The organism is Pseudomonas sp. NY15374 (assembly GCF_048068255.1).
In the GTDB taxonomy this organism is placed as follows: Bacteria; Pseudomonadota; Gammaproteobacteria; order Pseudomonadales; family Pseudomonadaceae; genus Aquipseudomonas; species Aquipseudomonas machongensis.
The window spans coordinates 130279-148511 of record NZ_JBLUPZ010000007.1; the positions used below are offsets into that span (position 1 = coordinate 130279).

Annotated in this window: 20 protein-coding genes and 4 tRNA genes; 14 read left to right on the forward strand and 10 right to left on the reverse strand. The window is 58.6% G+C overall.

What is annotated here, in order from left to right:
* Nucleotides 1–152 precede the first annotated feature (152 nt).
* From ACNFHO_RS16155 to phnN, 4 genes are all read left to right on the forward strand, one after another.
* Nucleotides 153–228 (forward strand) — tRNA-Asn (locus ACNFHO_RS16155).
* 4 nt (nt 229–232) lie between these two features.
* A tRNA-Pro gene (locus ACNFHO_RS16160) sits at nt 233–309 on the forward strand.
* 6 nt (nt 310–315) lie between these two features.
* Nucleotides 316–391 (forward strand) — tRNA-Lys (locus ACNFHO_RS16165).
* Nucleotides 392–737: 346 nt separating this feature from the next.
* Nucleotides 738–1298, forward strand: coding sequence for a phosphonate metabolism protein/1,5-bisphosphokinase (PRPP-forming) PhnN (gene phnN, locus ACNFHO_RS16170; RefSeq protein WP_063542955.1), 561 nt, complete (start codon nt 738–740; stop codon nt 1296–1298).
* 105 nt (nt 1299–1403) lie between these two features.
* On the opposite strand, the gene ACNFHO_RS16175 is transcribed toward phnN, so the two are convergent.
* The 3 genes from ACNFHO_RS16175 to ACNFHO_RS16185 all read right to left on the reverse strand — a co-directional run bounded on the left by ACNFHO_RS16175 (nt 1404) and on the right by ACNFHO_RS16185 (nt 3730).
* On the reverse strand, nt 1404–2699 hold the full coding sequence (locus ACNFHO_RS16175) for an NAD(P)/FAD-dependent oxidoreductase (RefSeq protein WP_054895236.1): 1296 nt from the start codon (nt 2697–2699) through the stop codon (nt 1404–1406).
* 84 nt (nt 2700–2783) lie between these two features.
* Nucleotides 2784–2957 (reverse strand): DUF3094 family protein, encoded by a 174-nt coding sequence (locus ACNFHO_RS16180; RefSeq protein WP_054895237.1) that lies wholly within the window; start codon nt 2955–2957, stop codon nt 2784–2786.
* A 143-nt stretch (nt 2958–3100) separates the two neighbouring features.
* Nucleotides 3101–3730 carry a DUF1780 domain-containing protein gene (locus ACNFHO_RS16185; RefSeq protein ID WP_054895238.1) on the reverse strand — a complete coding sequence of 210 codons (630 nt, stop codon included), beginning with the start codon at nt 3728–3730 and terminating at the stop codon, nt 3101–3103.
* Between the two features lie 112 nt (nt 3731–3842).
* Between ACNFHO_RS16185 and ACNFHO_RS16190 the strand changes: the two genes are divergently transcribed.
* A complete protein-coding gene (locus ACNFHO_RS16190) occupies nt 3843–4538 on the forward strand; it encodes an energy-coupling factor ABC transporter permease (RefSeq protein ID WP_416766851.1) in 696 nt (231 codons plus the stop codon).
* Between the two features lie 81 nt (nt 4539–4619).
* Here the strand turns inward: ACNFHO_RS16190 and yacG are convergent, their stop codons facing one another.
* The 4 genes from yacG to ACNFHO_RS16210 are packed head-to-tail and all read right to left on the reverse strand — an operon-like array spanning nt 4620 to nt 7516.
* Complete coding sequence (yacG, locus tag ACNFHO_RS16195) at nt 4620–4820, reverse strand: DNA gyrase inhibitor YacG (RefSeq protein WP_054895240.1); 201 nt, start codon at nt 4818–4820, stop codon at nt 4620–4622.
* Complete coding sequence (gene coaE, locus ACNFHO_RS16200; protein WP_054895241.1) at nt 4817–5440, reverse strand: dephospho-CoA kinase; 624 nt, start codon at nt 5438–5440, stop codon at nt 4817–4819. The genes yacG and coaE overlap by 4 nt, the downstream gene beginning before the upstream one ends.
* Nucleotides 5440–6306, reverse strand: coding sequence for a prepilin peptidase (locus tag ACNFHO_RS16205; protein WP_416766852.1), 867 nt, complete (start codon nt 6304–6306; stop codon nt 5440–5442). Before ACNFHO_RS16205 ends, coaE begins: the two co-directional genes overlap by 1 nt.
* 1 nt (nt 6307) lies before the next feature.
* A complete protein-coding gene (locus ACNFHO_RS16210) occupies nt 6308–7516 on the reverse strand; it encodes a type II secretion system F family protein (RefSeq protein ID WP_416766853.1) in 1209 nt (402 codons plus the stop codon).
* A gap of 213 nt (nt 7517–7729) precedes the next feature.
* On the opposite strand from ACNFHO_RS16210, the gene ACNFHO_RS16215 reads away from it, so the two are divergent.
* The 6 genes from ACNFHO_RS16215 to trfA all read left to right on the forward strand — a co-directional run bounded on the left by ACNFHO_RS16215 (nt 7730) and on the right by trfA (nt 11653).
* Entirely contained in the window at nt 7730–8170 is a 441-nt protein-coding gene (locus ACNFHO_RS16215) for a pilin (protein WP_414154796.1), read from the forward strand.
* A 52-nt stretch (nt 8171–8222) separates the two neighbouring features.
* Nucleotides 8223–8298: transfer RNA gene (locus tag ACNFHO_RS16220), tRNA-Thr, on the forward strand.
* Between the two features lie 165 nt (nt 8299–8463).
* Nucleotides 8464–9681 carry a tyrosine-type recombinase/integrase gene (locus ACNFHO_RS16225; RefSeq protein WP_200929067.1) on the forward strand — a complete coding sequence of 406 codons (1218 nt, stop codon included), beginning with the start codon at nt 8464–8466 and terminating at the stop codon, nt 9679–9681.
* Entirely contained in the window at nt 9678–10424 is a 747-nt protein-coding gene (locus tag ACNFHO_RS16230) for a hypothetical protein (RefSeq protein ID WP_416766854.1), read from the forward strand. Before ACNFHO_RS16225 ends, ACNFHO_RS16230 begins: the two co-directional genes overlap by 4 nt.
* A 117-nt stretch (nt 10425–10541) precedes the next feature.
* Nucleotides 10542–10745, forward strand: coding sequence for a helix-turn-helix transcriptional regulator (locus tag ACNFHO_RS16235; RefSeq protein WP_081502512.1), 204 nt, complete (start codon nt 10542–10544; stop codon nt 10743–10745).
* 2 nt (nt 10746–10747) lie between these two features.
* Nucleotides 10748–11653: a plasmid replication initiator TrfA gene (gene trfA / locus ACNFHO_RS16240; RefSeq protein ID WP_416766855.1), complete on the forward strand. Its 906-nt coding sequence runs from the start codon at nt 10748–10750 to the stop codon at nt 11651–11653.
* 548 nt (nt 11654–12201) lie between these two features.
* Here trfA and ACNFHO_RS16245 read toward each other — a convergent pair.
* Genes ACNFHO_RS16245 through ACNFHO_RS16255 form a run of 3 tightly spaced genes read right to left on the reverse strand, consistent with a single transcriptional unit; the run spans nt 12202 to nt 13824 of the window.
* Nucleotides 12202–12666 (reverse strand): hypothetical protein, encoded by a 465-nt coding sequence (locus tag ACNFHO_RS16245; RefSeq protein WP_416766856.1) that lies wholly within the window; start codon nt 12664–12666, stop codon nt 12202–12204.
* Complete coding sequence (locus ACNFHO_RS16250) at nt 12663–13589, reverse strand: site-specific integrase (protein WP_164524110.1); 927 nt, start codon at nt 13587–13589, stop codon at nt 12663–12665. The genes ACNFHO_RS16245 and ACNFHO_RS16250 overlap by 4 nt, the downstream gene beginning before the upstream one ends.
* A complete protein-coding gene (locus tag ACNFHO_RS16255) occupies nt 13582–13824 on the reverse strand; it encodes a hypothetical protein (RefSeq protein WP_164524111.1) in 243 nt (80 codons plus the stop codon). Before ACNFHO_RS16255 ends, ACNFHO_RS16250 begins: the two co-directional genes overlap by 8 nt.
* A gap of 951 nt (nt 13825–14775) precedes the next feature.
* On the opposite strand from ACNFHO_RS16255, the gene ACNFHO_RS16260 reads away from it, so the two are divergent.
* From ACNFHO_RS16260 to ACNFHO_RS16270, 3 genes are all read left to right on the forward strand, one after another.
* Nucleotides 14776–16632 carry a hypothetical protein gene (locus ACNFHO_RS16260; RefSeq protein WP_164524112.1) on the forward strand — a complete coding sequence of 619 codons (1857 nt, stop codon included), beginning with the start codon at nt 14776–14778 and terminating at the stop codon, nt 16630–16632.
* A gap of 223 nt (nt 16633–16855) precedes the next feature.
* Nucleotides 16856–17311 (forward strand): hypothetical protein, encoded by a 456-nt coding sequence (locus tag ACNFHO_RS16265; protein ID WP_416766857.1) that lies wholly within the window; start codon nt 16856–16858, stop codon nt 17309–17311.
* 256 nt (nt 17312–17567) lie between these two features.
* Nucleotides 17568–18086 (forward strand): hypothetical protein, encoded by a 519-nt coding sequence (locus tag ACNFHO_RS16270; RefSeq protein WP_416766858.1) that lies wholly within the window; start codon nt 17568–17570, stop codon nt 18084–18086.
* Nucleotides 18087–18233: the final 147 nt, after the last annotated feature.

Genomic DNA, 18233 nt, shown 5'->3' on the forward strand with positions numbered 1-18233 from the left:
TGAAAACAACTTACAAATCAGTAAGTTGGGTAAAAAAAAGTGGTTGACAAGCAAAACGAAGAATGTAGAATAGCCGACCTCAGCAGCGACAACGCTAAAGAGATTGAAGCTAACACAAGCTTCGAAGCTGTAAGAGTTGTACGAAGTTCAGTTCCGCGATAGCTCAGTCGGTAGAGCAAATGACTGTTAATCATTGGGTCCCTGGTTCGAGTCCAGGTCGCGGAGCCAATTTCGGGGTGTAGCGCAGTCCGGTAGCGCGCCTGCTTTGGGAGCAGGATGTCAGGAGTTCGAATCCCCTCACCCCGACCATTTTCCGGGTCGTTAGCTCAGTTGGTAGAGCAGTTGGCTTTTAACCAATTGGTCGTAGGTTCGAATCCTACACGACCCACCATGTAAAAAGGGCATCTCGAATGAGATGCCCTTTTTCTTTTGTCTCGAGAAAATCATTTCGTAACTCGCGGGTGTTTTCCTGGGGTTGCATCTGTTCTGTTCAAAATCTGAAGGCCAGCCACAATCTCTGTGGCAGCGGCCGACTTGGCGTGCGAGGGGCTGCTGGATATCCTCCCAGCGATTATCATTCGACCAGCCTGCTGCTGCGGTCAATCTCGGCACCGCCGAGCACAGCGGCATCGGTTTGCCCCGTATCGTGCAAAGGGTCAGTGCTGGGAGGGTTGCATGACCGTGGCGATATCCGCGTCGGTGCGGCAGGTCTGGCGAGAAGCGAAGAGGGTGTACTGATGGCAGGCAGGTTGATTTACCTGATCGGGCCGTCCGGATCCGGCAAGGACAGCCTGCTGGACGCCGCCCGCGAACAACTGACAGCGCGTGGCTGTCGCATTGCCCGGCGGGTCATCACCCGGTCTGCCGAAGCGATGGGCGAAGCCGCCCTGGCGGTGAGCGCCGCACAGTTCGAGCAGATGCGCGAGGACGGCGCCTTTGCCCTGCACTGGCAGGCCAACGGCCTGCACTACGGCATTCCACGGGTCATCGACCAGTGGCTGGGGGAAGGGCACGACGTGCTGGTGAACGGCTCGCGTGGCTACCTGAACACGGCGCGGCAGCGTTATCCAGACTTGCAGGTGGTGCTGCTCAGTGTCGAACAGGACATCCTGCGCCAGCGCCTGCTGGCGCGGGGACGTGAGTCGCAGGAGGAAGTGGAGGCGCGCCTGGCGCGTAATGCCCGCTTTGCCAGCGAAGCGCGCGAGGCCGACCCCGGCTTGCTGGTGCTCGATAACTCCGGGCCACTGGCCGACACCGTCTCGCGTCTGCTCGCGCACCTGGAGCGGCCATGCAGCTGACCCAGCTTGGCACTCTGCCCTGCCGGGCACGCCAGAGCTTGCGGCACCTGCGCGGCGACGTGCTCGCAAAAAGGGCCGCAAAGCGGCCCTCGTGATCTCAGCTGATCAGTGCAGCTTCAGGCGCGGCTCGGTGCCGCGTCCGATCTTGCTGCCGATCATCAACATCGCCGTGCGGAACACCCCATACAGCGCCATCTGGTGCATGCGGTACAGCGACACATAGAACATCCGCGCCAGCCAACCCTCCAGCATCACGCTGCCGGTCAGGTTGCCCATCAAGTTGCCCACCGCCGAGAACCGCGACAGTGACACCAGCGAGCCGTAGTCCTTGTACGCGTAGGTTGGCAACGGCTTGTTCTCCAGCCGCGCCTTCAGGCTCTTGGCCAGCATCGAAGCCTGCTGGTGCGCCGCCTGCGCCCGTGGCGGCACATTGCGGTCGCTGCCTGGTTGAGGGCAGGCGGCGCAGTCGCCGAAGGCGAAGATGTCGTCATCCCGCGTGGTCTGCAGCGTAGGGCGTACCACCAACTGGTTGATCCGGTTGGTCTCCAGGCCGTCGATATCCTTGAGGAAGCCTGGCGCACGGATACCTGCCGCCCACACCTTCAGGCTCGCCTGGATCACTTCACCGGTCGCGGTTTTCAGGCCTTCTTCGGTCACTTCGCTGACCGCAGCGTTGGTCATCACCGTCACCCCGAGTTTCTCCAGGGTCTTGTGCACCGGCACGCTGATGCGCTCCGGCAGCGCTGGCAGCACGCGCGGGCCAGCCTCGATCAGGGTGATGTGCATGTCCTTGGGCTGGATGCGGTCCAGGCCGTAGGCCGCCAGTTCGTGGGCTGCGTTGTGCAGCTCCGCCGCCAGTTCCACCCCGGTAGCACCGGCGCCGACGATGGCCACGCTGATCTGCTCGCTGGCCTGATCGCCCGCGTGGGCGCGCAGGTAGTGGTTGAGCAGTTGCTGGTGGAAGCGCTCGGCCTGCTTGCGGCTGTCGAGGAACAGGCAGTGCTGCGCCGCGCCCAGGGTGCCGAAGTCGTTGGTGTTGCTGCCTACGGCGATCACCAGCGTGTCGTAGCCCAGGGTGCGCGCCGGCAGCAGCTCGCGGCCTTCTTCGTCGAGGGTCGCGGCCAGCTGGATCTGCTTGCCTTCACGGTCCAGGCCGCTCATGCGCCCCAGCTGGAAGTTGAAGTGGTTCCACTTGGCCTGGGCCACGTAGTTCAGCTCGTCTTCCGAGGAGTTCAGCGAACCGGCAGCCACTTCGTGCAGCAGCGGTTTCCAGATGTGCGTCAGGTTGGCGTCGACCAGAGTGATCTCGGCGCGCTTGCGCTTGCCGAGGCTCTTACCCAGGCGGGTCGCCAGTTCCACGCCGCCGGCGCCGCCGCCGACAATCACGATGCGATGAGTCATGGGGATATCTCACAAGTTTTACGGAATTCTTGGACACAAGGTCCGGCCGCTGCGTGCGAGAGAGGAGGGCGAGCGCAAGGCAGCTCATAGCACCAGTCCACTCAGCAAGCGGCTCAACAGGCCCAGACCAATGGTCACGATCACCACCAGGGCAAGGAGCAGCCAGGGCCTGAAAGGCTTGCGCTCGACTTGATGCTGGGGGGCTCGCAGATACTCATCGACGCGACGCTGATCTTCCGGATTCAGGCGGCTGGTCATGGTGGGCCTCGTGGGTAGACGCTTGGGATGACGAGAACGCTACAACCTTTCCTGCAGCGTTATCGCAAGCACGTGAAACAAATGATAATACCTTTCATCTCCGCCGCCGAGTGTACGCCATCGCAAAGACACCCGGCACGCGATCAAAGACTGATACCGACATCGAACAGAATACTGCGCCCCAGGTTGCCGCGCAGGAAATCCGGCGCGTCCGGGTGGGCGAACAGCACCCGGGCGAAGGTCGGCCCCACCAGCGACAACGAGCGCCAGCCCTGGCGCAGGTATTCGGTGGGCGGTGGGAAATGGCTGTTGAGGTCGAGCACCTCGCGCTTGAGGCTGGCGAAGGCGATGATGTCCAGCTCGCCCAAGTCCAGCCCGCGCTCGCGGTAGTTGTGCGCCTTCTTGCGCAGGGTCGGGGCCAGGCGCGCGAGCAGCTCCTGTGCGCTGATTCGCCGGGGGCGCGCCTCGCGGCGCACCAGTTGGGCCAGGGAGAAGGCACTGCGCCGACGCTGCAGCTCCTCGCGCCATTCGTCGTTGAGCCGACGCCCTTCGTCGAGGACGAAGAACACCTCGAACGCCGCATCGCGAAACAGCACGTCAGGCGGCTCCTGGCCGGCCGGGGTGAAGTCCTCGCTGCGGTAGGGAATGTTCAACCCTTGCAGCAGGCGCTGGCAGACCCAACGCTCACGCTCCCATTTGCGGGCATTGGACAGGAACGCGTTGGCTTGTTCGGCCTGGATGGTAAGCAGGCGCAGGTAGTCTGAGTCATCCATGGGAACAAGCTTAGCCTGCAATTGTGAAGGATAAGGGCTTGTTTGTTCGTGGGAATCGTCATCAGGGAATGGGTGTAGACTCGAAAGCATCCGACATGCACGCGAGGTCGCGGTGATCAGCGCACAGGTCCTGTCCTCCACCAGTCTCACGCTTGGCTGGCTGGCCTATGTTCCCCTGTTGATCTGGGCGGCCAGCCGCACTCGCTGGGTCGAGCTGGTCAGCGACCCGCGCCGCCAGCACCTGCTGTTCGGCACCGTGTTCGGCCTGTTCGCGCTGTGGCTGGTGCGGCGCGATTTCGACACCGGCGTGTCCTACCACTTCATCGGCATGACCGCCGTGACCCTGCTGCTGGATTGGCCGCTGGCCATACTGGGCGGTTTTCTTGCCCAGATCGGCCTGCTCGCCCTCGGCCGCCAGGACCTGGCAGCGCTGGGCGTCAACGGCCTGTTGATCATCGGCTTGCCGGTGCTGGTCACCGAGGTGTGCGCGATCCTGGTCGAACGCGCCCAGCCGCGTAACCTGTTCGTCTATATCTTCTGTTCGGGATTCTTCGCTGCCGCCCTGGCGACCTTGTTGTGCCTGATGGCCGCGCTGGGTGTGCTATGGCTGGACGGGCTGTTCGCCATGCCCGAGTGGCTCAGCGATTTCGTCGGCTACCTGTGGCTGATGATATTCCCCGAGGCCTTCATCAACGGCACCGTGATCAGCGCCCTGGTGGTGTTCTGCCCCGAGTGGCTGGAAACCTTCAACCGCACCCGCTACCTGCAGGCCCCGTGGAAGGATGAAGAGGGCGAGGGGAAGGACTGAATCGCCTCTAAAAACGCCTGTAGAAACCCTCTGCGGGAATGGCACCAGCAAAGCCTGGGCCATCCCCACCCCCTCATCAAATCAATGCCGAGGCTCAAGATCCCCCGAATACAGCTCATCCTCCGACTCCGGCGCCGCTGGAATCTTGTGTTCCTCGGCCGCCCAGGCCCCCAGGTCGATCAGCTTGCAGCGATCCGAGCAGAACGGCCGGTTCGGGCTCTTCTCGCTCCATTCCACAGGTGCGCCACAGGTCGGGCAATCGACGGTCATTGGCTGGCTCAAGGCTGGCCTCCTCGCAAAGTCAGGTAAAAGGCATGCAACTGGTCGATCTGCTCATGCAACCATGGCAGGTCGCGGTCATTGACCACCACATCGTCGGCATGGCGCAGGCGCTCTTCCCGCGCCAACTGCGCCTTGAGAATCGCCTGCACCTGCTCCTCGCTGGTGTTGTCACGCTGCAGCGTGCGCGCGATCTGCAGCGCTTGCGGCACATCGATCACCAGGATGCGCTGGGTCTTCTGGTACTGCCCCGACTCGATCAGCAGCGGCGACACATACACCGCATAGGGCGACTCGGCCTTGGCCAGGTAGCTGAAGATCTCCTGCCCGATCAGCGGGTGCAGCAGTTGCTCAAGCCAGCGCCGCTGCGCAGGGTCGGCAAAGATCTGCTGGCGCAGCGCCGAGCGATCAAGGGTGCCGTCATCCAGCAGCACGCCCGCACCAAAGCGCTCGACGATGCTCGCCAGCGCCGGCCGACCCGGCTCGACCACCCAGCGCGCCGCCTGGTCGGCATCCACCAGGTGCACGCCAAGCTCGACGAAGCGCTCGGCGGCGGCGCTCTTGCCGCTGCCGATGCCGCCAGTCAGTCCGAGAATCCAGGGGGTAAATGCAGCAGTGGTCATCAGTATCCGAGCAGTTGCATGTAGGAAGCGTATATTTCATCACCCCAGAGCCATGCGATCCAGCCCGCAATTGCCAGATAGGGCCCAAAAGGCATCGTCGTCCCCAGCGAAGCCTTGCGCAGCCGCAGCAGACACAGCCCGATCACCGCCCCCACTACCGACGACAGCAACAGTGTCAGCGGCAGCACCTGCCAGCCGCCCCAGGCGCCCAGCAGCGCCAGCAGCTTGAAATCGCCATAGCCCAGGCCCTCCTTGCCGGTGACCAGCCGAAACAGCCAATACACCGACCAAAGGCTCAGGTAACCGACCACCGCCCCCCACAGCGCATCGGCCAACGGCACGAACACCCCGAAGGCATTGACCACCAGCCCCAGCCACAGCGTCGGCAGCACCAGCACATCCGGCAGCAATTGATGCTCCGCATCGATCAGGCTCAGGGCCAGCAGGCACCACGTCAGCACCAGCGCCAACAGCGCCTGCACGCTCACCCCGAAATGCCAGGCCACCACCAGCGACAGCCCCGCGCAGGCCAGCTCCACCAGCGGATAACGCAGGCTGATCCGCCCCTTGCACGCCGAGCAGCGCCCACGCAGGGCCAGGTAACTCACGACCGGAATGTTTTCCCACGCCCGAATCCGATGCCCGCAGCCCGGGCAGTGCGAGGCCGGCAGGCACAGGTCGAAACGCTCATGCGCCTCCACCGGCATCCCCAGCACCTCACGCGCCTCGTTCTGCCACTGGCGTTCGAACATCACCGGCAACCGATGCACCAGCACATTCAGAAAACTGCCCACCAGCAGCCCGAGCACGGCTGCACTCACCAGGAAGAACCCTGGCTGGTCGGCAAGAAAAGTCCACAGATTCATGTCAGATCAGGCTACCCAACTGGAAGATCGGCAAGTACATGGCCACCACCAGGCCACCCACCAGAACACCGAGGATCAGCACGATGGCTGGCTCCAGCAGGCTGGTCAACTGCTCCAGCGCCTGCCCAACCTGTTCCTCGTAATGACAAGCCGCCTTGTTCAGCATCGCTTCCAGCGTGCCGCTCGACTCGCCGATCGCCGTCAACTGCACCAGCAGCGGCGCGAACAACGGCTCCAGCGCCATCGCCTGATGCAGCCCCAAGCCATTGGCCATGCCTTGGCGCAACTGGCGGATCGCCCGCTCGTGCAAGGCATCGCCGCTCGCCGCCGCCACCGTTTCCAGCGCATCGAGCAACACCACCCCCGAACCATAGGCTGTCCCAAGGCTACGTGCGAAGCGCGCCAACGCCGCATGGCTCAACAAGCGCCCGAACACCGGCACCCGCAGCGCCTGGCGAATCATCCAAAGCCGCCCCGGCAAGTGCTCCCGATACAGCTTGCGCACCGCCAGCCCCGCCACACCGAATATCCCCAGCACAGCCAGCAGATGCCGCCCCAGCGCGTCAGACAATTCGATAACCCACCGGGTAAAGGCTGGCAACTCCTTGCCCACCCCCGCAAACATCCCCTCGAAGCGTGGCACCACCTCCAGCAACAGCAACGCCGACACCCCGAGCCCCGTGAGCAGCAGAATCAGCGGATACAGCATTGCCTTGCGCACCCTGCGCCGCAGCGCCTGGCGCCGTTCCAGCAGGTCTGCCAACTGCTCCAGTTGCCTATCCAGCGTCCCCGACTGCTCCCCGACTCGCACCAGGTTGCAGTACAACGCATCGAACCAACGGGGGTGCCGCTGCAGCGCATCCGCCAGCCCCAACCCTGCAGAAACATCCTGCTGCAAGCGCCCCAGCAACCGCACCATCCCAGCGTCTGCACCACTGCGCCCCATCACCTCGAACGCCTGCAACAGCGGTACCCCCGCTTTCAACAGCGTCGCCAACTGACGCGAAAACCCCGGCGCATCCACCTTCTCCCGCTGCACCGGCAGCTTCCAACCCCGCGCACCCGCCGGCCACACCCGCGCGCCCTTGATCCCCTGGCGCAACAACCCCGCCTGCACGAATGCCGGGCTGCGCCCCTGCATCTGCCCACTGACCCGCGCCCCCTGCGCATCCACGCCTCGCCACGCATACAACCGAGTCGAATCCTTCATTCGCCAGCTCCTTGCCACACCCGACAAGCCCCGTAACAGCTTACCGCGCCCATCCCAGGGCAGAAATTCCAGACGCTCACTAGAGTAGTTGAGCGGACACGACGTCCAGCCACGCAGGGGTGACAAAAGGTGTCCATTGGGCTCTACTGCGCCCCAGCCGACCCCGACCTGCCCAGCGGCTCGAGGCCTGACCGAATCGACAAGGAACCTGTTATGAAAGGGCAACGCGGTATCACCCTCATCGAACTGATGATCGTCGTCGCGATCATCGGCATCCTCGCGACCATCGCGATCCCCATGTACACCAACCACCAGGCCCGCACCAAAGCAGCGGCCGGCCTGCTGGAAATCTCCGCGCTCAAGACCCCGATGGACCTGCGCCTGAACGAAGGCAAGGACGTCGCCGACGTTGCCGCGCTAGGCGGACAACCCACGACCAACCACTGCGCCATCGTCGCCAGCGGCAACGCCGCTGCAGGCACCGGTAGCATCGTCTGCACCCTCGCGGATGCGCCTGCGAACGTCGTGGGCAAGCGCCTGACACTGACCCGCGCGGCGACCGGGTGGACGTGCAGCACCGACATCGAAGAGGATCTTGCGCCCAGCGGCTGTGCAGGTTCGCCGGGGCAGGGTGGGGCGCAGGGTAATAAGTGAAGGGAAACAGGGGTTTGCGTATGGATGGCGGCGGTGGTAGCTTTGCGGACACGCCGGTGTAGCTCAGTCGGTAGAGCAGCGCACTCGTAACGCGAAGGTCGCAGGTTCGATTCCTGTCTCCGGCACCAGTCAATAGGTTCATGCAGTGCCAAGCAGTCGCATGAAACCCCTCATAAGCCCGCCTAGTGCGGGCTTTCTGTTTCATGCAGTGCCATCCGATTCCATCCCAGCCCTTGCTATCTGAGTACCCCTGCGAGTACCTTTGCGCTGTTCAATAATCTATGGGTACTCGCATGCCTTTGACAGCGCTGCAAGTGAAGAACGCTGCACCCCGTGAAAAGGACTTTGGCCTCGCTGACGGAGGTGGCTTATTCCTCTGGGTTCGAGCCGCCGGCGGCAAGTCTTGGCGCTTCCGATTCAGGCTGGACGGTAAGCAGTCACACATTTCTTTGGGCACTATCGACAACGTGACGTTGGCGCAGGCTCGCCAGCTTGCGTTTGATGCACGCCAGCTGGTTTCACAGGGGCGGCATCCAGGCCTTGAGAGAAAGGTCGCTCGGGCCCAGGCGGCAATTTCTCGTGCCAATACCTTCAAAAGTCTCGCACTGGAGTGGCATCAGCATAAGTCTGCACGCTGGTCAGAAGGGTATGCGACTGACGTCATCGAGGCTTTTGAGCTGGACATCTTTCCGCAGGTTGGAAGCTTGCCTCTGTCGGAGATCAAGCCTATGCAGTGGTTACAGGTCTTCCGCCGCATAGAGTCGCGTGGGGCTTTAGAAAAGCTACGCAAGGTTCGACAGCGCTGCCAAGAGGTGTACCGCTTTGCGATTGCCACCGGCAGGGTCGAGTACAACCCCATTGCAGATATCGGAGGGGCACTTCAAACGCCTACCTCCCGGCACTACCCCTTCCTTCCTATCGCGGAAATCCCGGATCTGATTCGAGGCTTCCAGGCGTGCCCAGGGCATGACGTGGTGAAAATTGCTACCCGTTTGCTAATTCTCACGGGTGTACGGACTGCAGAGCTCAGAGGGGCGCCGTGGTCTGAGTTTGACCTCGAAAATGCCCTTTGGACGATTCCGGCTCAGCGGATGAAAATGCGCCGGGCCCATCTGGTTCCTCTGCCGAAACAAGCTGTGTCTGCACTGCGTGAGCTAGAAAGCATCACCGGTGGCTACACGCTCGCATTTCCTGGTCGGAATGACCCCGCTAAGCCGATGAGCGAGGCCGCCATCAATCAGCTGCTGAAACGCTCGGGTTACGACGGCAGAGCCACAGGGCATGGATTCCGTCACACAATGTCCACCACCCTGCATGAGCAGGGGTACCGCAGCGAGTGGGTGGAAACCCAACTGGCTCATGTGGACAAGAACAGTATTCGAGGAACCTATAATCACGCTCAGTACCTTGAAGGGCGTCGTGAAATGCTTCAGTGGTATGCCAACCATTTAGATGCTTTGTCGTGTGGGGCTGCCGAGATTTCTATTAAAGGAAGAGAGTGTGCACAGTGAGTGATGATTTTATGCGCCTGTGTGATCTGGTGCCGAGATACGCTCGATTCCACAAAATTAGCCCGCAAGAAGCTGCATACGCGCTGTATGAACTGATTGAGAGATTATATGTTGAGTACGGTGTAAATCGATTTCTTCCCAATTCGGTTAATGATGTTTTTTGGGTTGGTTGTTTTGGAAGTCATGACCGATCCCCCAGAACTCATGTGATCTATTTTCAGGAGTTGAGCAAGTATTTTTACGAGCTTTTTTGCTCGCCGAGCAAGGGTGATAAAAATAAACTGAGCTGTTATTGTGAGGAGGCACAGCGGTCGATAGATGTTCCTGATAGCGTAGTTTGTTTTTCAGGGTCCGTCTTAGTAGAGTGGATTTTTAATGCAGGGTTTGAAAGTCCAGATTTTCTGTTAAGTACTAATTTAGCTGAGAAAGCTAAGGGTAGGAGCGATGGCGGGCTCAACGAGCAGGAGTTGGGCACTGTCATCAAGATTGTAAATGGTCTGGTTGATATAATAAAGGCAGTTGATAAGGCTCATCGCGAGTCGCCGACTAATTATGATGATAAGGTTAGCTCAAGTAATATCAAACGTTATGCCTGTACGCTCAGTAACCCGCCGCGTAAGAATTCTGATGTGTGCTCTACCTTGATAGCTCTCGCGGAGGAGGCTGGAGTTGACATGCCTTCATATCATGGAACCATGCGAAAATATATGGGTATCCAGTCCAAGTCCGATACAAAGGCGTGACTTATCCTTAGCGAAAATCTTGAGGAACCCTATGAGAATTTGAGGTTCCTCATGACTCCTCTACTGCGGTGCCATTGAATGCCTAGCCATCCAATCCGGCCTCAGGAGGCCCTGTAGATGGCTAACCAATCTGTTTCACCTTTGTTGCTTCGCCTGCCGGGAGTCTGTGCCCTAGTAGGGCTAAGCAAGTCTCAGATCTACCGTTTGATTCGAGCCGGCGAGTTTCCGCCTGGAATCTCTCTCGGAGCGAATTCTGTAGCATGGCCTGCCGAGCAGGTACAGGCTTGGGTAGCGGATAAAATCAGTTCCTCTGTTCGTTGACGATGGCTACAAATCCGCCACTTCCACCACGCGTAAATATCAAGATAGAGGAGCTTAGAAAGAGCTCCATTGCTAGGCGTAAAGAAAAAGATAAGCACGTTGAGGTCGAGGTTGAAGCCAAGCGAGAATCACTACCAAACTGGTCCGACTCAGTTAGGCGTGTACCTAATGTGGCTCTTAGATCGGCGTTGTTTGGGGCCATGAGGAAGGGCGCGCGTCCTTATGTTGAACAAATGGAGGTCAATGCGCTAGGTAGTGTCAGTATCCTCTATACAGGTGCTCTCCTTGATCAAGGTGATTTGGACGTTTGGGCAGCAGTTCTACATTTGGCGCGAATGCAAGAGTTGGGAGTGGAGTGCAGAATTACTGCCTACCGCCTTTTAAAAGTTTTGGGGAAAACCGATTCGGGTAAAAATCGACGTGTCTTGGACCTGAGCATCAGCCGCTTGAAAGCCACGGCTTTGCAGGTGAAGGTTGGTCGGTACGCATATGAAGGCAGCTTGATTCATGAGGTTTATCGCGATCATCATGAGCGAAGTGAACGAATTTATGTCGTACGATTAAATCCGAAGCTCGGAGTGTTCTTTCGTGAAGATCAATTCACCGATGTAGATTTGTCAATAAGGTATGCGCTGCGCGGTAAGCCGCTTGCACAGTGGCTACATGGATTCTATTCCAGTCACGCACGGCCATATGATCTTAAAGTCGAAACTTTGCATAGGTTGTGCAGAAGTCGTGCAAGCTCCTTGATTGATTTTAAAAAGGACTTGCTGAAGTCTCTTGAGGCAGTAAAGCAAGCAAGTGCCAATGTTGGTAGACCGTTTAGCTATCTTGTTGAAGCTCATTTGGTCCAAGTTAAGACGACTCCTAGCGCCTCTCAAAAGCGGCACCTAGATAAGAAACGTTGATACCGTCCCAGTCCCGCTGGTACCGTTTCAGCACTCCTGCTCGTAACGTACCAGCCTTCTACTATAAAGTTCCAGCTCGCCTGCCGATGCCGTTCCAGCACTCCTGCCGATGCCGTTCCAGCGCTCCTGTCGATACCGTTCCAGCACTCCTGCCGATGCCGTTCCAGCGCTCCTGTCGATACCGTTCCAGCACCCCTGCCGATGCCGTTCCAGCGCTCCTGTCGATACCGTTCCAGCACTCCTGCCGATGCCGTTCCAGCGCTCCTGTCGATACCGTTCCAGCACCCCTGCCGATGCCGTTCCAGCACTCCTGCCGATACCGTTCCAGCACTCCTGCCGATGCCGTTCCAGCACCCCTGAATACCGTTCTAGCACCCTTAGAATACCGTTCTGACACCCCCGCCATTACCGTTCCAGCACCCCTTGGACGACTTGAAAAATCGCGCTCCAGCCCAGTAGGAATAGGGTGTCGGCCGTACCACGGGAGGCTGCTAATCTCTTACTAATCAAATCTAATCGCTGCTTTGCAGTTGGGTGCTAATAACTGACTATGAGAAGAGATTACGATCCCTCTGGAGGGCTTGTTTCACGACTGCGGCCGTCGCATCGTCGCCAGTAGCCCATGTCTCCATCAGCACGTTTAGGTAAGCGATGCGGTCGTGCATCAACTTGACCTGTCTCTGATCGTCAGAGGCGGCCTTAATCGCGGCGTCTCGCTCTTGGTCTGCGATACCGAGAATCTGCATAAGGCTAGCTACCTCACGTCGATGATGCGTTGCAGTTGCAGCTAAGCGCTCAAGGTGCAGCTGTTCGAGAGCTTCAATTTCTTCGCCTTGTTCTCTGTGCAGAGCTAGCTGTCGCTGAGTGCTGGCATCCAGCAATGTTTCAGTTTGCGATATAGCTTTTTTGCTCTCGATAAGTAGGAGGAGGAGCAGGACAATTAGAATGAGCGAAGCACCTAAAACGAAGAGAAGGCAGCTGTGAATCAGGGTTGGATCGACGGTGGTGCTCAACGTAGATAGACCTCGGTAATCTCAGGGCGGAAGTGGCCCAGTTCCTGTGAGACCACTTCCAAGGCTTGTTTCCGTGGGAGATGACGTTGTAGTGAAGCCATTCGCTCTTGAGCGTACGTGTGCCGTAATCCATGTGCGCCATTTGACCAGCCGAGAGCTTCCTTCGAGGCAGTGCTGACGCTTTTGCTCCAAGGCTGGCCGCCGCCTATTGCATAGAATTGCTGGTAGTTGATGCCGCGATCCGTTACGACCCGTGGTGCCGCCAGCCGGGTCCTCTCTAATCGTTGAGCCAGCGGAATCGGGATACGCACCTCACGAACCAGTCCACCTTTACCGTGAACGGTGTAGCTGATCGTGGTTTCCCGAATTCCCGCAAATTTCATCCCATGCGTTGGACGTTCATCCGCTACACGGCGATGAGTTCTTTGGAGGCTCAGCAATTCATGTGCACGGAGACCCGCTGCGTATGCAATCTCTGTCGCAAGCGAGTTGTGAGGCGCTTGCCGAGAGGCGATCAGCCTCATCTGCTCGCGGTTATATGTTCGTGTTTGGTTGGCCAAACGGCGACCCAAAGTCGGATGCTCCTTCGTGCTCGTGCGAGCGGTCGCGCTGCTCTTGATTACTTCTAGAGTCTGGCCTAGCGGCAGTTTTAGGGTGACGTGCTGCATCATGGCCTGGAGAGCCTGACGCTCCATATCCAGGGTTTTCTGGCCCACGGTCGTCGCTCTTTGCTGCAGGTAGCTAATAGCGCGATCAGGAGTCATTTCACGAAGGCTGCCTAAGCGATGCTCCTGTAGGTAAGCGGTGATGCGTACCAACCGCTGCTCGTAGTTACGGACAGTGCCCACGGATCGAATGTGGGTGCCCTGGAGCTTTTTCATCACGGATGCAGCTTGCTTTGTAGGCTTGGCAAACTTAGCCACTCAGGCGATTCCGATGTAGCCATCGGTTCACTGTAGAGCGCTGAATCTTGATACCTTTTTCCGCTACCCAGCGTTGCAGTTCAGTGCCATTGCAGCCTGCGGAATCAAGCTGCAACAGCTCGTACTTATAGTTATCCAGCAATGAGCGACGTTGGGCATAGGTTCGGGGTTTTCTCCGAATCCTAGATTCGGCCTTGAGGCGTGCAGTAATGCTCTGCGCATCGAATTCGCTCATGGGATTCTCTCTATCAGGTGTAAGAACTCCTGACCGTTGCCGGTTCAGCGACACACCATCCGTAGATGGTTCGTTGTGTGCCTGTTCGCCCCCCTTAGCAATTGATGCAGGCGGGGACTGTTCACGCCTACTCGGATTCTCCGAGTGAGTTCCTGAGTGTCCGCTCAGGTTCGGCTGCCATTGGGTCTGGCTGACCATGTTGGGTTGTCTTCTCTCCTCAAGTGATTGGTCGTTGATGGTCCCGATATGTAGTCGGCGTTGGGCCGGGCACACACGCGATGACGCAGGTGTGGCCGATGGGCTAATGCCCGCGATGACGCAGGCCGAGCCCCCTGCCACTGTCCCAACCCATGAATCACATGGGTAACGAGACTGCCGGGCAGTGCGGTTTGGTTCGTGATCAGCTTACGAAAATGGGGGAGGGCAAACAACGCAACTGCGCTGCGTTGTATTTGTTGCGCGAAATCAAACCGTTCGATGGTGCCCGCTATGTGGCGCGACGTTTAGGAGCGTTACATAGCGGGCGCGGGGCGCGAGCAGAACCAGTAGCAGTAACTACATAGGGTTCGGTAGAACCGCAGCCAGTGGATTCATAGGATCGATACGTATCCTTTATCACTGGAGTGATGTGACGATGAAAATCGCGATTTTCTTGGACTGGGTTCAGATGCGTATGCCATTCCTTACCAGGTGGGCGGGTCGACTGGGATTGCTCCTAGGCCCCGTTCTTTGCGTTCTACATCTGATCGCCGCATCAATTTTTCCACCATATGGGAAACTCGTACTCGCCCAATATGATGCGGTCCAGCTCACCGGAAGCCTCCTAGCCGCTCCGACTGCGCAGTATTTCATTCTGTTGGGCGCGGTCTTCGGTGTCCTCTGGGTGTTCCTTTGGGCTGTCCGGTGTGGCTTGGCTCTGCGTAGTTGGATCATCTGTCGGCGGGCGGCCTGATGAGCATTGGCACGGCTGAGGATTTCGCCGGATTCAATTGGGTATTCGGGCTGTGGGAAAACGTTGCGTTGACGATCCTGACTGCCACCGAGCCGCTATTTGTCGCATTCAACGAAACCAGCAACGCGCTTATCGTTGCGGTTGGATTTGGATGGATGCTGCTCGTTGCATTGCGCGTGGGTCAAGGAGCTGCGCGTACGGTGTTGTCAGGATTTATGATTTTTCTCGTTGTGGCGTACGGAATGAGACCCGTGACCGTGACTCTTCCAAGCGGAGCAACGGTCCGGCTGGTCGAAGCTCAGGCGGTGCCGCTCAGTTTCGTGATGACGATTCACAAAATCTACAGAGAGGCTTTTGATCAGGTCCTGAGTGATCAAACAGTGGCCGGGACAATCGTCCCTGCGCAGTCCGCGATTGACAACATGGTAGGTCGATCAGCCGAAGTGTTTGCCGGCAGTGATTTGGCCCGGCTGATTAGAGATTACAACGCCAGTTGTGCCCCGGCGCCGGCTGAGCTTGCCGGTCCCGAGCACGCGGCCAAAGTGGAAGCTTTGCAGGCTATCGGGCTGCTCGGCGGTGGTGGCTTGGGGATACCGGATGAAGAAGTCGGCGTGATAGCACAAGCACGCACGGCTATTGGCGGCGCGTGGACGTATGTTTTCGGTTCAGCCGAAGAAAATGGTGGTTGGGGAGCTTATCTGTTAGGCGGCGGGGCTGCCCGGACTAGTCTGGGTCAAGTGCTTGACCAGAGAGCTATCCAGTCGCGTCGTGAGGCCGGTATTCGTGCACTTGAAGCTGCCGGGCCGTTCATGGGGGACCGCTATGCGCTGCCAACGCAAGCGCATTGGGCCGCCAAACTTGCAGGGGAATCTCAGGCTACGCCGTCTTACTTGTCGATCAGCACAGTGCCAGGGCAGGAGTCGGCTATCGTCGGCGACGATCAAGGAATAATGTTTCGACCCACCAGCTGCATCGAGGCATACAAAATTGCCCAGATGGGCGCTGAGCAGGCGTATCAGGCGTTGCGCGAGTCGGGTGCCGTTATAGCAAGTGGGCAGCGAGTAAGCGCTGAGGTGGGGGCTGTAAGTACAGCGACAGCTTGGCAGCGATTCATGGCTGGTTCGTTGCAGAAAACGGCGGGCCTCTCTCGTGGGGATAGTGAGGTTGCTGGAAGCTTCTTAGCCGCGGCTCAGATGTGGAAGAATTTCAGCGGGTGGCTTGATCTGCAAACGCTGTTACCTGGTTATGTGATCATGTCAGCCTGGTTGTTTTGGATTGTGTTACTCCTCGCGCCGTTCTTTTTGATGCTCGCACCTCTCAGGGGCGGTAGGATGTTGACCAATTGGCTGTCGCTGCTGATGCTGCCGGTCATCTCCGTTATGACCGCACAGATGATCACTGTTGCGGTGTCCCAGACTGTGGCGGCTGTTGCGGTTGCCCAAGCGGGGGCTGCTAGTGGGTGGTCAGGCGTCGGGGCGGACTATGACGGTCTTCGTGGGTTGATGTCAGCTATTGCAGCTGTATCACTGGGCATTTCCACCTGGATCACTTCGAGTATGCTAGGTGTATCGTTGGGAGGTTTGGCTGGTAGCCTGTCCGGCGCTGTGGCAACTGCCAGCGATGTAGGACGCCTAGGTATGAAAGCGGTTGGTTTTGCCATGATGGGCTCCCGAATTGCTAGCATAGCGGGAGCGGCCTCGACTGGGCGTAGGCGTGGCTCTAAAACTCAGTCGGGCAACGAAACCCCTCCATCCATGCCACCGTCAGCCAATCCGGTTGGGCCTAGCTCGATTCCCACATTTCGGCCCGGTAGCCCTGGTGTGAGATCGCTAAACCCACCGAAAGCTAGACGTTAGAGTTCGGGCAAGGGGGGCGGCGCTGACCGCCCTGGTACAGATGATGACGTCGCTATTTGCGGGGCTCATCTGTACAAGCCCTCCATTTCCGAAAGAAGCCAACAGATGCATTTGCGGCGCCCTAAAAACTCAATTGGGGGCACCGCTTTTGCGTTGCCGAAGCAGTTGGCCGCACAAGCTCGCAACTGCCGTTCCAGTGACTCACCTTTAAGGCTCCTCTGAGATGAGTCTCTGGTTCTTCGCCCTGCCATTGGCATGGCGTCGCCAGACCCAATCAAGCCTGCGCCACACCAGTGGCTATCCAGCGAAAATCTCCGAAAAACCACTGAGAATCATCGGCGCACCCTCTCGTGCTTTTGGGGGGCTGTTGATACACCCCGGCTTACCTTTGAGATCCGCCAAGAACTCCTCGATTCCCACTTGGGGTAGTGAGCATTTTTTTCCGGGGCCCGATGACACCATGCCAAGTGGTGTTTTGCTTCCTCCTCTACTGGGAGTGGAGATAAGCATGAAGACTCTTTTGATCACGGTTATATGCGCTGGGGGAGGGTATTGGCTGGGAACGAATCGCTTAGTACCTCCTTGGCTGGTAATCGGGTTGGCAATTTTGGGCGTGGGGTTATGGGCCATTGCCGAGTGGATTGAGCTCCGGGAAGGGAATGACGAGGGCAAACCATGATGTATGCCGATATGAAGGATCTTGCTGTGCTATCTGCAATGTTTCCTTCCTGGAGTTGGAGATTGGTGGTGAGACGACGGGTATTTGTGGCGTCGGAAGGACCGGTCATCCGACTCTACTGGATGCCAGCCCTTTTGAGCCTTGACGAGTTTCGTGCCCAGCTTTTTGTGAGCGAGCTCAATGCCTTAGGAGCGTCTGGTGGCTCAAGACAGGGGGAGTGGTGATAATGGCAAATTGTTATCAAGGAGTGTGCTGTGTGAAAAAATGGAAACTGGTGATGCTGGCCGTGGCATCCGCCTCCCTTGCCGGGTGCTGGCAGAGCGATTACGCCTTTGAGGGGAAATACTTCGCGGCGGAGGGAGAAGGGTGTGCGACCCCTACTAGCGCCTCGGATCGCGAGCAATATCTTCTGGATATCACCAAGCAGGTCCACGATGGTAAAGCCTTGTACTCGGCCAGATTCCCAATCGCTGCGAAGCTGGGAGCTCCTCTCACCAGCGAACAGAGCGTGGCTGCAACAGACGATAATGAGCTGATTTTCCGGTTCACTAAACCTGAGGTCTCTGGAGTGTTTTCAGGAAGCCCGGCAGTGGAAATCGTGCTCACCGTCGTGCCTAACAAGAGCAGGAAAGATCATCTCTGGATGAAAAAAGCGACGTTCACCAGCGTTCGAGACGGGAAGGTCACTGAGCGAGATTTCCTAACAGGGTTGAGAGCTGCCAACAAGGTAGGCGAGTCCGGTGCTTGTCTGAAGAAGGAGCGCGCCGCTCCCTGATCGGCTAAGCATCGCGCTGCCATACGCGCAAGGGTGGGGCACCTTCTCGTTAGGAGCTCGACCTTTGGTTCCGCTAGGGTTAGTCGTCGTTCTGGCACTACTAGACGCGGGGTTGTGGGTCGCAAAGACAAGTCACGCCCCGTGAAC